The sequence below is a fragment of the Symplocastrum torsivum genome, assembly GCF_059505465.1.
The window spans coordinates 49471-64646 of record NZ_JCACKQ010000002.1 but is presented as its reverse complement, the minus strand read 5'-3'; the positions used below and the strand labels follow the sequence as shown (position 1 = coordinate 64646).

Below are 15176 nucleotides of genomic sequence, written 5' to 3'. Positions count from 1 at the left end.
GAGCCAATATAATAGAACGATAATGATTCTCATATTGCTCGTTAATGTTAGAAGTTCAAGACTTAGCTGTCAACTACCGGGGGGTTCGCGCTTTAGGGAATGTCAGCTTCTACTTACAACCAGGACAGTTAGTTGGTGTGATTGGTCCCAATGGTGCTGGTAAAAGCACAATGATTAAAGCGATGCTGGGATTAGTGCCTACGGCAAGTGGTGTCGTGAAGTTTTGCGGACAGGTACTCAAACAACAGCTTCGTTGCTGTGCTTATGTGCCACAGCGATCGCAAATTGACTGGGATTATCCGACAACCGTTTGGAGTGTGGTGATGATGGCACGTAGCAAACACACCGGATGGTTCCGTTCTCCTAATCATCAATCTAAAGAAATTGTTGCCACCGCACTTCAACGGGTAGGAATGTGGGAACTGCGGCATCGTCAAATTGGAGAACTTTCGGGTGGACAGCAGCAACGGGTTTTTTTGGCACGAGCGCTAGCACAGCAAGCCTCTTTATTCTTATTTGATGAACCCCTTGCAGGTATTGATAAAAAGACTGAAGCGATTATTTTTCAGATATTTGCTGAACTAAAGGCAGAGGGGAAAACTTTATTAATTAGTTCTCATGAGTGGGGGAAGGAATTGTCTCACTATGATCGCTTGCTGTTGTTAAACCAATATTTAATTGCTAATGGTTCTCCTCAAGAGGTGATGACATTAGACAATATTCAACAGGCTTATGGTGCTGGTTTACAGTCACAACTTTTGAATGAGTCAGCAGAGACGATATATGTTTGTTAGAGCTTAGTGATTATTTGAGGCTAAAACAGGCATAAAAATCCAAAATCTACCATTAATATGCTGAATTGGTTAATAGAACCACTGGGCTACGAGTTCATACGAAATGCGATCGCAGTAGGCATTCTCACGGGAATTCTTTGCCCGGTGGTGGGTACCTATCTGATTGTTCAGCGCATGGCTTTGCTGGGAGATGTGATAGCCCATGCGGTTTTACCGGGACTTGCGATCGCGTTTTTCTGGGGCGTTAATATTTTACTCGGAGCTTTCATCTCCGGTGTCTTGAGTACATTTGTAATTGCCTGGATTCGCTCACAATCCCGTGTCAAAGTTGACGCAGCAATGGCGCTAACCTTCTCTAGCTTCTTTTCTTTAGGTATTGTTCTAATTACCTTGCTAAAAAGTAATTTAGACTTGGATAGTTTTCTATTTGGTGATATCTTGGGCGTAACAATCAATGATGTTCAGCGCACGGCTATCATTACTGTAATTATTTTAGGTTTAGTTAAACTCTTCTATAAAGAATTACTATTTTTTACCTTTGATAAACTGGGTGCTAGAGCGCTTGGGTATCCGATTAATGCCCTTCACTACGGTTTAATGGCGGGTATCACGCTCACGATTGTTGTGAGTATGCAAACGGTAGGTGTTGTGCTAGTCATTTCCCTACTCGTTGGGCCTGGGATTACAGCATATCTCTTGGTGAAAGAAGTACACCAAGTCATGATAGTGGGAGCAATTTTAGGAATTATTGCTAGTATCAGCGGGGTTTACAGCAGCTACTACTTGAATATCCCCTCTGGCCCAGCGATCGTATTGGTAACCTTCAGTTTATTTTTACTTGCGCTTTTATTTAGCCCTTCACAAGGCATTTTGACACGTCCAGAAATTGCTAATCGCACAACTGCAATTTTGCGATCGCTGAAATCTCGAAAACATGGTGATAAGTAAACGGCAAACTGAAGGCTAGATTCCCGTCTTCTTTGAGAAGACGGGAATCTGAACCGCTGATAGCTGACGGCTTTGGAGCTATATAGCAGTAGCCACTTAGGTTAGGACCTTAACGGGAGCTTGCGTTCCTTCGCTAGAGCCTAATTGACTGAAAGCTGACCGCTGAAAGCTGACTGCTGATTGCTATATCAAGCATTTGCTGAGAGGAAAGGAATACTCTGGGCGAGTGGATCTTTAACCGTAATCTTTTGTTTCATTGCCCAATATTCACTTAAAAAATGAATTTGTCTGAATCCAACAATTAAATTTAGTCCTGGTACAAAAATCCAGCAAACAACAAGCGGTGCTTTCAAACCTTCTTGGCGATAAAGTTCATTCACCGTTTTATACAACCTGAATTGAACAATATAAATCCAGGCAACACCTAGCAAAGAAAACCAGCCAAACCATCCGGGAACATCCGGGTCAAATATCCATAAAGCTTGGGGAACCACTACACCTAAGACAAAAGGAAGTAAGCACAGCGTACCCGACCAACCATCGCCATTGTAACGACGCAATTCTTCTTGGATTATCCACTTGTACCAGCCGTAATAGAGCATCAAGCTGGCACCTGAGAAGAGAATGACTTGCCATAGAGGGCGCGGTTTACCTAAAACTTTGTCAGACATGTTCCTATGGATAGGTTTTTTTGTTAATTAATATTTCTTAATATATTAGAAGAAAATCTCTAGCGCTACTACCCTTCTGTTAATCCCGCAGTTCTAAACCCGATTTAGAGCTATTAAAGTCAATCAGCCTTGAGACAGATTGACTTTGTTAGCACGGTCGCTGGGGCTGCTGCTAAACCCTTGGGTGACTATGACAAAGAGTCCTTTGTCTCCTCTGCCTAATTTCAGCTACCAACCAAACTTTGGAGGCAATACCAAACTCGAATCAATATCATCAACACACGCACAGCCACTCAATGCCATAGCAATGTCTAGTTCATCGCGTAGCAGTTGAAGGACATGACGTACTCCGGCTTCTCCCCCAACAGCAAGTCCCCACAACACGGGACGCCCCAGTAAAACGGCTTTTGCGCCTAGGGCTAAAGCTTTGAGAACATCAGTTCCTCGGCGAATACCACCATCTACCAAGACTTCAGCTTGCTCAGAGACAGCCGCGACAACTTCACTTAAAGCCTCAATTGATGCGATCGCACCATCAAGTTGTCTCCCCCCATGATTCGATACAATTACGGCGTTTGCTCCATGTTCCACAGCTTTTAGCGCGTCATCTCCTCGCAGAATCCCTTTGACAACCACAGGCAAAGGTGATAAAGAACATAACCAATCTAAATCAGCCCAGGTTAGTGCTGGATTAATTTGTTCGGAAAAGTAGGCAAATAAGCCAGATTCGCCAAAACGTTCAGGGATTTTCAAGTCTTTGAGAGTCGTTAAATTGGCTAGGGACATTCCTGTAGGTAGCGTAAACTGGTTACGCTTATCTTTCTCCCGGTGTCCCATAACTGGAGAATCGACAGTTAGACAAATTGCTTGATAACCAGCAGATTGGGCACGTTCTACTAAAGCTTGAGTTAAACCGCGATCGCGATGTACATAGAGTTGAAACCAAAAATTGTTGGATGCTAACTCCTCTTGTTGCTCAATTACTTCCTGGTTTTCCTGTCGCCATTGGTTCGAGGTATCAGCAACGTCTTCCAAACTTTTTGTCGCCAGTGTACTCACTACCATACTGGTTCCCAAACCACTAGCAGCTCTGGCTGTCGCAACTTCTCCATCTGGATGAGCTAAACACTGAAACGCCATTGGGGCAATGAGAATAGGCATCGATAAGGTTTGCCCAAGAACCGTTGTGCAAGTTGAGCGATTGAGGACATCCATCAACATCCTGGGACGAAGCTTGATGCGATCGTAAGCTTCCCGATTATCCCGTAGGGTGACTTCATCCCAAGCACCACCAGCATAGTAGTCAAGCGCCATCTGAGTGAGGTGTTCAGTAGCTCTTGTTTCGTATTCAAATAAATTAAGGAGTGGAATCTGAGCGTTCATCTGGAGAAAAACTGAGTTCTATCAGTTTACCGCTGCCGATGCACAGTGACAGTTCTACCTGATAAGCGATCGCACATTCAACTCGACTATTTTTTGCAACTGCACTAGTAACGTAGATTCAGATAATTCCTGAAGCAACAAGGTCGTAAATCACTGATTGCTTGTCGTTAACCTTCAATGCTAAACGTTCAAATGCAGAGGTACGAGACGATGGTATTGCTGAGGCAACCAAGCATTGATAAGCTAATTCGTACTCTTGGCGCATCTGTAACGGCTTAACTAGCGATCGCATAATTGGTGCCCAGGGAATTGGATCGACCTCATCACTGGGTAGTCCCTGACTTAATATCCCAGCATTCGCCCCCAGAATGTCGAGCCACTGATGCGGGTGAAGTTCTTCTCCCCTAACTAACTTGCCGTAACCTTTCTCCAGGTAAACTCGTGCTTGTTCTTCATGCGCTCGCGCCGCGTCAGCTAATGCAGATAATCTTATATCTTGATGCTGTCCACCCCTGATCATGTCTTGCCGCCATGCCAGCCAAGCCGTCAAAAAATCATCATCCTTGGGTGCTTTTGGTATGGGGGATAATGCGATCGCTTGTCCATGAATTAGCTCACCCCAATGAGCAAGAAGCCAAGTCCCAAAGCGTGGCGCAAAAAAGTTTAGATCACCAATCAATATAGATAGGATAGGTTTTAGCGATCGCACAATAGTTTTTGACCCAGATGCATTTGCCTGACGTAGTGCTGGCTCAAACGCATGTAGCAGATGATGGACGTTAAAGGTATCGAGTGAGCCTTGTAAATGTACAGGTAAAGGATACTCAGCCCAGATTGCTGTTGCAACGTTCGTCTCTAGAAAAAGTGTGGGAACGAGTAAGTCAACAATTGCAGTACCATCATACTGACCAATTTGTGCCACAGCACGCTTCACTCTCTCGGCAGCACGATGATAAATTGATACCACCTCTGGCTCATCAGCCAGGAAGCTACAAGCAAACAGCAATACCCGCGCTGTCATCCGTTCTACCTGTGGCTCTTTACAAGGTGGACTATCAAGAATGTCAGTTAGCATTGCCTGGGTTGTAGGCGGTAACCCAGAACCAACAATCACTCCTGGCTCGATCAGTTTCTTCAGTAATTGAGCCGCCTGAAAAGCAGCACCTTTTGGTAATCGTGGCTCATTCAACCATTTTGTCCACGATTCCTTGGTAATGCAGCGAATCCAGAACGCATCATTACAACGACGCACAGGCACAGTGTTCATCTCCTGAGCATCATCCAAAAAGATTTCAGCACGGACTTCTCCAAACGTAGCGTCCATCCAATTAACCAGAGGTTCTAAGGACTGAGGTGTGAAATCCACAGAGTCTCCTGGCTGTATCCAAATATCAATCTGTGTCCCTTCCCGACGCACTACCTGGTAATTCAGAATACCCTCAAGGGCTGGCATGGAAATTTCACCTGGACGCTTTAAGCCCTCAATTGTGCGAACATTGTCCTCAATGCGTCCCAAAACCTTGGCTGTAAAACCAGGACGACCACAGGGACAGGGTTCTGTGTTTAACTCTACAAGGTCGCCGCATTTGTAGCGTACAACTGGCATCACGAGGTTGAAAAGGTCGGTTGTAACCAGTTGCCCATCGATGACTTCATACAAGCAGCGCTCACCATCGAGATGTAGGTGTCCGGCTTCTGGACAAGTCAGCCCGAAAATCCCTGTCTCTTGACACCCGTACTCGTTAATAACTGGAGCGTGGAAAACTGATTCTAGTAAAGCTTGTTGGTATTCAAAGAGGCATTCTCCAGTACAAATGACAGCAATGACACTTGGTGTACTCTTATTTTTAAGCCGTGTCGCAACTTCACACAATCGGCTAGGATAGCCGCGAATCACAACTGGACGCTCTGTTATTAGGCTGTTCAGTATGTGAATAAAATATTGCGTAGGTTCACCTGCGATCGCAACATCAATTGCCCGTACAGGTTGCATCCGACTGGCAACATTAATGATTGGAGTATTTTCACCTATACCCCACCATTCAAGCGCTCGACGACGTGAGCTAATCCTCACCTCGTTCCACTTTGTACCCGCAAAATAAATAAAAGACTGCCCTCGACTGCCACTGGTAGCACCGCGATAAACAATATCGTCAACGTCTGCGAGAAACAAACCCGGACTCTCACGAACCGTCTGTTTATCAATTGGGCGGAGGTTCAAAAATGCCTGCTGCCAGTCAGGTGAAAGTTGAAGGCAATCATTACTATGAATCAAACCTGCTTCACGAAAGCGATCGTAATTGCCTGGTGTTGTTACTGCTGCTTCTAGCATCCGCCTCAGGTGTTCAAGCGTTTGACTCATAGGGCTTGCTTTGAACCTTTGGGAAGGTACTGTTTATACACAACCCTGGTGCGCGTTTGAGTCCCTTTCGCCCCCTAAATCCCCCAATTCTGGGGGACTTTGAACTGTTGAGTGGGAAACTGGTGGATAATCGGCTTGTAATGGGCACTCGTAGAAAGTCTCCAATCTTAAACTATGTCACTTACCTATGCCACCTAAGCGCATCCGGGGAACCACTCCGAATATCGTTGCTGCTGCTCGACACCTCCGGCAGAACCTAACTCCTGCTGAGAGGACTTTATGGCAAGCTTTAAAAAATTGCCAACTCAACGGCTTCAAGTTTCGCTGTCAGCATCCAGTGGGTTCGTTTATTGTTGATTTTTACTGTCCTCAGTGTCGATTGGTGGTTGAACTGGATGGAGAAATCCATGACCAACAAATTGATTATGATACAGCTCGCACCAAGCAACTCAACCGCTTTGGATATCAAGTGGTGCGGTTTCACAATCAGGCAGTAATGACCAATTTGGATGGAGTTCTCCAGCAGATTTTAGAGGTCATTGGTGAAAGAATCTAATATTTTTTTGTTCAAAGTCCCCCAGAATTGGGGGATTTAGGGGGCAATAAGCTTCATCCTGAAATGAAAAACGCGATCGCTTATTTCTTAGGAATCCTGCTAGCTATCCTGTCACCCATTTGCACCCAGTCTTCATTCACTAGAACCTGCTTGGTTCCAGATAACGCCTTGAGATTGCTACGCATCATCGACACTGGCTTTTCACAAAACGACCCAAGCTGTCTTAAGAAAGCTGTTGAAACCCAACCGCTTCGGAGCGTTGGAGCGGAAATGAAAGAGGGGTAACGATAGTAGGTGCCATAGTCAAGATAAGTCCATCTGCCAGTTGGGTCTTTCCTACCTGGGACAACAGCCCAGCCATTGGGTACTGCACCGATGATTCTCCCGTTAGGGCTGGAACGGATATTGACGGAACCTCCCTGTCGAGTTGTCACCCTCGCATAAGGTGATTTAGTGCCTCCGTAGGGGCAACTCTGAGCCAGGATTGTTTCACCAGGATTGAGAAATGGTGTTGAGCTTTGGGTTTCGGGTTGTGTTGTCTGTGCCGTTACTGTAGTCGCCGAGGCAGTCTTAACTCCAATCAAAGATAAGAACGTCAATGTAACAAAGGCGATCGCACTTTTCCAGTTACTTACCTTTTTCACTCTTGTGTACCTCTGTGTTTCATACGTTATCTCTAAATCTCTAATTGCAGGGTAATAATGCCCAATCTATGGCGCTAAACCCGAAATCCGTATCTGTATATATACTTACCGTTTCTCAATAGAGCCTTTTCCTCTGCTCTCTCTAGCTCACATGGGTTTTCGTCGAGCTTGCATTTTTTCGTAATAATGCTTCCTGTTTTGCTCTACAAGCGGGGCTTCTGTCCATTGTTGGTTAGGTTCGTGAGGCAAATGTAAATACACAAGTTCTGGACACCTGCACAAGAATCGCCCACCGTCAAGATACCGCTCAATGATGTCTTGATCTTCCCCACCCCAACCAACAAAGGCTTCGTCCCAACCACCGATTTCGACAAGACGAGACTGATTAAATAACGGCACAACGCCAAAGCGTTCTTGTCGAATAAGCTGTTTCCAAAGTGCTGTTGGCATATCTTCTGGAGCAATTGATGTCTGTTCGATTTCAGTGGCTAAGTTATCAACATCAACACTTAGAGAACTTGACATGACACGATATCCAGTTACTAGAAAATGCGGCGATAATTCTGCCATTTTGAGATGTCGCAGTAAGGTGTTTTCTATAGGAATTAAATCAACATCAAATGGTGCGACAAATTGACCTTTTGATAGTGCTAAGCCTAGATTTAGAGCTTTTGTTTTGTGAAAGGTTCCACTGTTAAGCAAATGAGCATATTGGATATTTGTGGTATCCTCAATCTTTTTCTCAATCCAATGCGATCGCTCTTTGTCAGCTTCAACAATCACAAGTTCGCACGTATCCAATAATCCTTGCACAGATTGCTTTTTCCACCAGGCAAGCTGTGTTCTCAAATGGCTCTCACGTCCACGATAGGCAACAATTAGGGATAACTTCATCTCTTTGTCTAAGCACAGGTACGCTAGCTTTTACAGAAAAACAAGCAAAGCCCACCTCATTCATGGGTGGGATGTAGCGTATGCACTTTTAAGTGCAATCATCGCTAGGTAGAGGTGGTAGTCTATCAATCCAATCTTCTATCAGTTGGGTCATTGTTTTCTTTTTTAGATTGGCGTACCCCTTCAGCTTTTCTAAGCGATTTTCTTCAATTCGTAGACTCAGTGGTTTTTTCTTCATGGCATCTATACATTGTATAGATGCATGATATCATTAAAGATATGAAGAGTCTTAAGTTCAAGCTATACAGTCATAGGCGGAATAGATATCTGAAGCGGTCAATTAATGCTGCCGGAGTTATCTATAATCACTGTATTGCTCTCCACAAACGTTATTACCGAATGTGGAAGAAGCACTTGAACTGTGCGCGACTTCAGAAGCACATAGCTAAGTTGCGAAAGCGTAAACAATTTTGGCAATTAGTTGGTTCGCAAGCAGTACAGGATATCTGCCAGCGGATTGAGAAAGCCTACCAGTTGTTTTTCAAACATCATAAAAAAGGAGTCAGATCACCAGGATTTAAGAAAGTTCGGAAATACAAGTCTTTCACTCTCAAGCAAGCTGGCTACAAGTTTCTGGGTGGTAATCGAGTCAAGATAGGTAACAGGGTCTACCAATACTGGAACTCCAGGGAAATAGAAGGAACGGTCAAAACACTGACTATTAAGCGATCACCATTAGGTGAGTTGTTTATGGTTGTAGTTGTTGACAATGTTAGTGAGTCGGAAATTAAATCAAGCACAGGTAACATTGGCGGATTTGATTTTGGACTCAAGACATTTCTCACCTGCTCTGACGGCTCTAAGATTGAATCACCATTATTCCTCAAAGTGAGTCTTAATGAGATCGCACGGGCATCCAGGCAACACTCCCAAAAAGTGAAAGGGTCAAACAATCGAGAGAAAGCGAGGCTCAACTTAGCTCGAAAACATGAAGCTGTAGCTAATCGGAGACGTGACTGGTTCTGGAAACTTGCTCACAAATTGACTGACCAATTCGATGTGCTGTGCTTTGAAGCATTAAACCTCAAGGGAATGAAACGTCTTTGGGGTAGAAAAGTTTCTGACTTAGCCTTGGGAGAGTTTCTGCAAATACTTGAATGGGTAACAACCCGGAAATGCCAAGTAGGGTATCCAAACTCCTGAAAAAGCAAAAAGGGAAGTGTGCCTACTGCGATATGTTTTTCCGTGAAGATGATGTGATGGAAGTTGACCATAAAATTCCAAAATCGAAAGGTGGAAAGGATTCCTATGACAATTGGCAACTTCTACATAGACATTGCCACGATACAAAGACAGCTACAGACCTAGCAAAAGCTAAAGCTAAAGAAAGGGAAATAGTCGAAAGATTTGAACGTGTCAAAGCAATTGCCAAGGCATACGCAAATAACGAAGACCCAAATCTGAAGCAATCTGTAGATGTTCCTGGCAATAAATCCGACTGCAATAGTGTCGAGCCTAAGCCCACCAAGAGACTTGAAAAAGTCGAGGATAAATGGGTAATGAGGTATGCATGACAAGCACCAAATTATTGAGGAGCCGTGTGAGGTGAAAGTCTCACGCACGGTTTTGAAGACCAGCGGGGTTGGTGACAATCTCGCTGAGTTTAATGGATGTAAGACAGTCTCCGACTGCAATCCTTGCATGATGCCTGAATCCCCCGTTTTCAAAACGGGGAAGTGGCTCAAGCCATCTCATAGCCTAGCGACACCGGAAGCTGAATGCGGATTACATAAGGTTTCGGTTCAATCACTGCTTCCATCTGCAAATCTCCCATAAGGACTCCCTCAGCCAAAGACTGCATTGAGGTAATGATGTTGCTGTTTCGAGTTTGAATCGGCTGGACATTGCCATGATGTCTATTACGGGCTGTGTCTTCGTGTGAGAGGTGCAACACCCTACCAGTTGCACAGATCTGGATACCAAGAACGCTAGCCCGAAGTAGTAGATCTTGGTCTTCCCATCCCCATCCTGTAAAAATCTCCTTATACCCACCTAAGGAAAACAGCGTCATCCTTCGAGCACAGATCAGTCCACAACCCGGTCGATAATTCCCTGCTTGGTCAGACCCTGGTACAACTGAAACCAAGGCAACATCATTATCGAGGTGCAAGTTGTAGGTATAGCGATCGCGCTTCAGGGCAACTGAGTGAGCAACAGATTCCTCTACATCCTGGACATAGCAAATTGTCTGGGTATCGGACAAGACATGGTTCAACAGAGCATTTAAGCTAGCTTCATTCCAGAGGATATCAGCGTCTGAAATCAGCAGACAGTCACTCGTTGCCTGAGCGATCCCCTGATTAATCAGCCTCGCTTTATTAAATCCTGAAGCGGGCAAGTGCATAACCAGGACATTATCCTGCCGTTCTAGTTCGTGGAGAGATTCAACACATCGGGCTTCAGTTGAACCGCCGTCGCATACAATAACCCTGGCTACCTTATCCCTGGATTGGGTCAGTGACTGAACACATGGCATCACCTCAGCCCTATCTTTGACAGGAATAATTACCTCCAACTTTGATGCGTTAGCTTCACCCATATTTATAGACAAGTACTTTAAGCGCTAATTACTAAAATCTCAGTAAAGCTTCTCGATTCTAGCTGTACTCTTACAGGAAGCTATCTGTGACCCAAGATAACTGAGGTCCTGTGATATGCGAAAGTACGATAGGTTCTGCTTTTACCAAAGGCTCAAGGCAGGGTTGCTGTCCTTCACGGCAGACAGTGTAGTTCGTTAAGGCTCGGTTTTTCAAGGTCTTGAGAAGCTCAATGCGGACGGCTGAATCTAATCCAGTGTCAGGGGCAGTTGTTAGCGAACCTGCCCGCTTCCTACGGAAATAGCAGTAGTCGGGAATATTAACAATTCTTGCTACTAATGCGGCACGCAACAAAAACTCGGTATCGCCGCCAAAGCGTAAACCTGTCGCAAATCCGCCGAGGCGCTGTACCAAGTCCCGTGCAACTAAACTACTTGGGTGAAGTAGAGGATGCCCTGGTTTTTCGGCTAACGCAGCATTGACATCAAGGGGATAAACTACGGGGTTGAGCTTAGATTCTTCTTCAAAAACTCGTAATTCCTGTGTGCCAACCAACTCAGCGCCACTCACCTCAGCCGTGTGCAACAGCTTGTAAAGGCGATCGCTTGTTGACCAGTCGTCAGCGTCTTGAAATAGATAGGCATCGTAGTTGGTATCATCAATGACTTGCTGGATTAGTCTATACGGTCCAACTTGATGAGGTGCTGTTAAAAGCGTGACACTGGGGAATTCCTCAACGATGGTGACAGGTGGCTTACCAGAACCATCATCAATTACGACAATTCCTTCCGGGAGTCGTGTCTGAGTCACTAACGAGCGAAGGCACCGATGCAGCCAGGTTTCACAGCGGTAATGAGGCACGAGAGCGAGAACTGTGGCAGTGGCTGTTAACGGTACAGGTGAACCGCTTTTTTGCTTGGGCAACTCTGACTCACTCCCAGATATTGCACCCCACCGGAACGGGATGTTACTTCTTTCTAGGGCTAGAGCTACCTCTAAAACTGTCCAATTGTCTAGTTCGTTAAGTTGTGGCAAGACAGACTGGACAATACTACGCGACGCAATCCAAGCAACAGCATCAACAGGCATTTCTTTTGCCGTTTCCTTAGGTAAATCAGCGTCTGGTAGCCAAGGGGTTAGGAAATTGAACTCAACTGAGGAAATATCCGGTAGCCGTAAGCTTGAGGTGACTCCACGAGGGATGTAACCAATGAAGTCAGTTTGTAAAGTTTTGATGAATTCTGAGAGATTGACTCTCGTCGCTACTCTTTGTAGAGAAGCATTCGAGTAAAGTTTTCCAGATATTGTGAAATCATATTTAGGCACTTCTTGCTGATCAGAAATGACTAACAGTCGAGCAATGTCAATCTGTCCAGCTTCGTGTAAAGTTTCAATTCGCTCAAGCGTCCTCTGCTCATCGACTGTCTCATCAAGGATAAGTCCAATTGTCAATTTTGTTGGGACTGCCATGGTATTTTGGAAGGCATTTGAGTCGAAGAATTTGATTATTGAACTAATTTAGGGGGTAAGAGCCATTACACTGACCAAAATTTTGAGTTACCATCTAGCTTTTTGTTCTCACTCCCGAACGAGGCAATGGCGAAGCGATTGGATGGAGCTTATAAGCTGGCTTTACCCCCTACCTCATTTTTCCCCTCGTCTCTAGCTAGTGAAAGAGGTCTTGCTGGGTAATCTAAAGGAGAGGGGAATTCTACTGCTTAGCATGAGCAAGTATCATAAACGTGCATTACAGCAATAGTCTTGAATAAATTGATGAGGAACCCACTCTTGGATGAGATCAGAGATATTCAAAGTCGCTCCGTTGTGTTGATGTTTTTCTACTGAAAAACACGGGAGGAGAGCAACTTATGAATGATTTCTCACAACTTGATGTTTAAACCCATCACTCTATTTTTCTCTCTTCCAGAAATTTTAGGAAGGCGATCGCCTTTAAAGTCTGTAAGGAAAATTCAAACATGATTGGCAGACAGGAGGCTAGCCTGGATAAACAATCCCAATAACCTCAGCAAGTATCTACCCAGATGGCAACCTCAAGTTATGCACATTCTGATTTATTCCTATAATTACCATCCTGAACCCATTGGGATTGCTCCCCTAGTTACAGAACTGGCAGAAGGTTTGGTCAAAAAAGGACACACAGTTCGCGTTGTTACTGGTATGCCTAACTACCCGCAACGTCGGATTTATGAAGGATATCGAGGGAAGTTGTACCTTACCGAACTCACTAACGGGGTTGCTATTCAACGGAGTTATGTTTGGGTTCGCCCTAAGCCAAGTTTACTGGATCGATTATTACTAGAAACTAGCTTCGTTGTTACAAGCTTTGTCCATGCGCTCAGGGGTAAGCGTCCAGATGTCATTTTTACCACTGCACCACCCTTGCCAGTTGCCGTTCCTGCTGCCCTGTTGGGATGGATACACCGCACTCCTATTGTTCTCAATCTCCAAGACATCTTGCCAGATGCCGCTGTTCACGTTGGCTTACTAAAAAACCCAAAGCTGATTCGCATCTTTGAAGCGTTGGAAAAGTTTGCATATCGGACAGCGACCAAGATAACTGTCATTGCAGACGACTTTGTTGACCACTTGCTCAAGAAGGATGTACCCGCTCAAAAAATTGTGCAAATTCCCAACTGGGTTGATGTCAATTTCATTCGACCGTTACCGAAAGAAAATAACGGTTTCCGTGCTGCTCATCAGCTTACTGATAAATTCGTTGCGCTTTACTCCGGCAACATTGCGCTAACCCAAGGACTAGAAACTGTTATTGAAGCAGCGACTCGCTTGCTTGATGTTCCTGATATTGCCATTGTGATTGTTGGTGAAGAACACGCTTTACAGCGATTGCGAAATTACTGTGAAACCTGTGGCGCGACCAACGTTACCTTACTGCCGCTACAACCTCGCGAAACACTTCCGGAAATGCTGGCAGCAGCGGATGTGGGATTGGTGGTTCAAAAGCAAAATGTGCTTTGCTTTAATATGCCTTCTAAGATTCAAGTTCTGCTAGCCAGTGGTCGAGCGCTTGTTGCTTCGGTTCCTGCGACTGGCACAGCTGCCAGAGCCATTCAACAAAGTGGCGGTGGAATTGTTGTTCCGCCTGAAGACCCAGATGCCTTAGCTGCAAAAATTCTGGAGTTGTATCACAATCCTGACAAAGTAAAAGTGCTGGGTGAGAAGGGTAGGCAGTATGCCCTTGAGAACTATACGTTTGAGCAAGCTCTCAACCAGTATGAAGAACTCTTTGCCGCCATTCAAAAGCCATAAGCTAAAATAGAAACATTGAGCATGGTTTCATTTTTGTCGGTGCAAAAGGTGTTACCACCAGATAACAAGGAGAAAGCACCATGTATGACTGCAAGTAGCAGCCTTGCTTGAGAATAGGCGAGGGGAGTTGGCGTTGTTTGCCATCAGGCAGCACGTTAATCAAAGGATTTCTTGGGAATCCCTGCTGCTGCAAGCAGATTGCAGAGTTGTAACGTTGCCATTAGGAGTTTTTAATGTAATGCGTGATCAGGTCTTAACCTGGTTAGCAGATAACGTTCCTGCTTCTCGGCTTCAGCATATTCTGGGTGTTGAGCAGATGTCCATTGAACTCGCTGGGCATTACCATCTTAATGTTGAGAAGGCAGCTCAAGCCGGATTAATGCACGACTTGGCTAAGTACTTTAGCAAGAGTGTACTGCTAGAAATGGCGAGGAACAATTGCCTCGAAGTAGACCCCGTATGTGAAGCCACTCCTCATCTATTGCACGCAGATGTCAGTGCGATTGTCGCCAAAGACAGATTCGGCGTACAAGATGAAGAGGTACTGCAAGCGATCGCACTTCACACCTTGGGATGTCCCGGCATGAGTGACTTATCGTGCGTTGTATTTATCGCTGATACTCTGGAACTTGGTCGTGGTAATACACCGGAGTTGGAAGAATTACGAAGAATTAGTCGGCAAGGCCTTTATAAATCAGTCTGGCTAACCTGCGACTATTCTTTAAAATTCCTGCTTAATAGCCGCTGTTTGATTCATCCCCGCACGATCTTGACTCGAAATTGGGCATTGGCAATGTCGTCAAGCCAAAAAACGCAATCAAAAGACCATCCAGCAGACACCGTAACAGCTTAAATCGTGTGGTGAAGCTTGAAGTCATAAACCGAATAGTAACGCGATCTCTTTGGGATCAGCTTGGATTGCTTGTACAGCAGCAGCACAACTGTTGCACTGAAACTATGAGATTCGAGGTAGTGCGATCGCTGTAGCCTTCGAGTTCATTGTTGATAAATGTTTGTCTTGTGCGTGAACAAGGAAATT

The 15176-nt window shown here is 45.0% G+C and carries 15 protein-coding genes; 7 read left to right on the top strand and 8 right to left on the bottom strand.

Features of this window, described 5'->3' with window-relative positions; genetic code table 11:
• Nucleotides 1–44 precede the first annotated feature (44 nt).
• Together AC5JL3_RS00885 and AC5JL3_RS00880 are read left to right on the top strand one after the other, a co-directional pair.
• Complete coding sequence (locus AC5JL3_RS00885; RefSeq protein ID WP_496072690.1) at nt 45–794, top strand: metal ABC transporter ATP-binding protein; 750 nt, start codon at nt 45–47, stop codon at nt 792–794.
• A gap of 57 nt (nt 795–851) precedes the next feature.
• Nucleotides 852–1742: a metal ABC transporter permease gene (locus AC5JL3_RS00880; RefSeq protein WP_496072689.1), complete on the top strand. Its 891-nt coding sequence runs from the start codon at nt 852–854 to the stop codon at nt 1740–1742.
• 188 nt (nt 1743–1930) lie between these two features.
• On the opposite strand, the gene AC5JL3_RS00875 is transcribed toward AC5JL3_RS00880, so the two are convergent.
• From AC5JL3_RS00875 to AC5JL3_RS00865, 3 genes are all read right to left on the bottom strand, one after another.
• Entirely contained in the window at nt 1931–2413 is a 483-nt protein-coding gene (locus AC5JL3_RS00875; protein ID WP_496072688.1) for a hypothetical protein, read from the bottom strand.
• Nucleotides 2414–2641: 228 nt separating this feature from the next.
• Nucleotides 2642–3796 carry an alpha-hydroxy acid oxidase gene (locus AC5JL3_RS00870; protein ID WP_496072687.1) on the bottom strand — a complete coding sequence of 385 codons (1155 nt, stop codon included), beginning with the start codon at nt 3794–3796 and terminating at the stop codon, nt 2642–2644.
• 118 nt (nt 3797–3914) lie between these two features.
• A complete protein-coding gene (locus AC5JL3_RS00865; protein WP_496072686.1) occupies nt 3915–6158 on the bottom strand; it encodes a phenylacetate--CoA ligase family protein in 2244 nt (747 codons plus the stop codon).
• 187 nt (nt 6159–6345) lie between these two features.
• Between AC5JL3_RS00865 and AC5JL3_RS00860 the strand changes: the two genes are divergently transcribed.
• Complete coding sequence (locus AC5JL3_RS00860) at nt 6346–6714, top strand: endonuclease domain-containing protein (protein ID WP_496072685.1); 369 nt, start codon at nt 6346–6348, stop codon at nt 6712–6714.
• An 80-nt stretch (nt 6715–6794) separates the two neighbouring features.
• On the opposite strand, the gene AC5JL3_RS00855 is transcribed toward AC5JL3_RS00860, so the two are convergent.
• From AC5JL3_RS00855 to AC5JL3_RS00845, 3 genes are all read right to left on the bottom strand, one after another.
• Entirely contained in the window at nt 6795–7358 is a 564-nt protein-coding gene (locus AC5JL3_RS00855) for a hypothetical protein (RefSeq protein ID WP_496072684.1), read from the bottom strand.
• Between the two features lie 147 nt (nt 7359–7505).
• On the bottom strand, nt 7506–8252 hold the full coding sequence (locus tag AC5JL3_RS00850) for a galactosyltransferase-related protein (protein WP_496072683.1): 747 nt from the start codon (nt 8250–8252) through the stop codon (nt 7506–7508).
• An 88-nt stretch (nt 8253–8340) separates the two neighbouring features.
• Complete coding sequence (locus AC5JL3_RS00845) at nt 8341–8490, bottom strand: hypothetical protein (RefSeq protein ID WP_496072682.1); 150 nt, start codon at nt 8488–8490, stop codon at nt 8341–8343.
• A 20-nt stretch (nt 8491–8510) separates the two neighbouring features.
• Here AC5JL3_RS00845 and AC5JL3_RS00840 point away from each other — a divergent pair, with 20 nt between their 5' ends.
• Together AC5JL3_RS00840 and AC5JL3_RS00835 are read left to right on the top strand one after the other, a co-directional pair.
• Nucleotides 8511–9455, top strand: a complete 945-nt coding sequence (locus AC5JL3_RS00840) for an RNA-guided endonuclease InsQ/TnpB family protein (protein ID WP_496072681.1) — start codon at nt 8511–8513, stop codon at nt 9453–9455.
• Nucleotides 9410–9826: an HNH endonuclease gene (locus AC5JL3_RS00835; protein ID WP_496072680.1), complete on the top strand. Its 417-nt coding sequence runs from the start codon at nt 9410–9412 to the stop codon at nt 9824–9826. The genes AC5JL3_RS00840 and AC5JL3_RS00835 overlap by 46 nt, the downstream gene beginning before the upstream one ends.
• A 167-nt stretch (nt 9827–9993) precedes the next feature.
• On the opposite strand, the gene AC5JL3_RS00830 is transcribed toward AC5JL3_RS00835, so the two are convergent.
• Both AC5JL3_RS00830 and AC5JL3_RS00825 read right to left on the bottom strand, forming a co-directional pair.
• On the bottom strand, nt 9994–10851 hold the full coding sequence (locus AC5JL3_RS00830) for a glycosyltransferase family 2 protein (RefSeq protein ID WP_496072679.1): 858 nt from the start codon (nt 10849–10851) through the stop codon (nt 9994–9996).
• A 70-nt stretch (nt 10852–10921) separates the two neighbouring features.
• The gene (locus AC5JL3_RS00825; protein WP_496072678.1) at nt 10922–12319 is read right to left on the bottom strand and encodes a glycosyltransferase family 2 protein; all 1398 of its coding nucleotides are present in this window, start codon (nt 12317–12319) and stop codon (nt 10922–10924) included.
• A gap of 588 nt (nt 12320–12907) precedes the next feature.
• Between AC5JL3_RS00825 and AC5JL3_RS00820 the strand changes: the two genes are divergently transcribed.
• On the top strand, nt 12908–14137 hold the full coding sequence (locus AC5JL3_RS00820; RefSeq protein ID WP_496072677.1) for a glycosyltransferase family 4 protein: 1230 nt from the start codon (nt 12908–12910) through the stop codon (nt 14135–14137).
• A gap of 238 nt (nt 14138–14375) precedes the next feature.
• Complete coding sequence (gene yqeK, locus AC5JL3_RS00815) at nt 14376–14990, top strand: bis(5'-nucleosyl)-tetraphosphatase (symmetrical) YqeK (protein ID WP_496072676.1); 615 nt, start codon at nt 14376–14378, stop codon at nt 14988–14990.
• Nucleotides 14991–15176 lie beyond the last annotated feature (186 nt).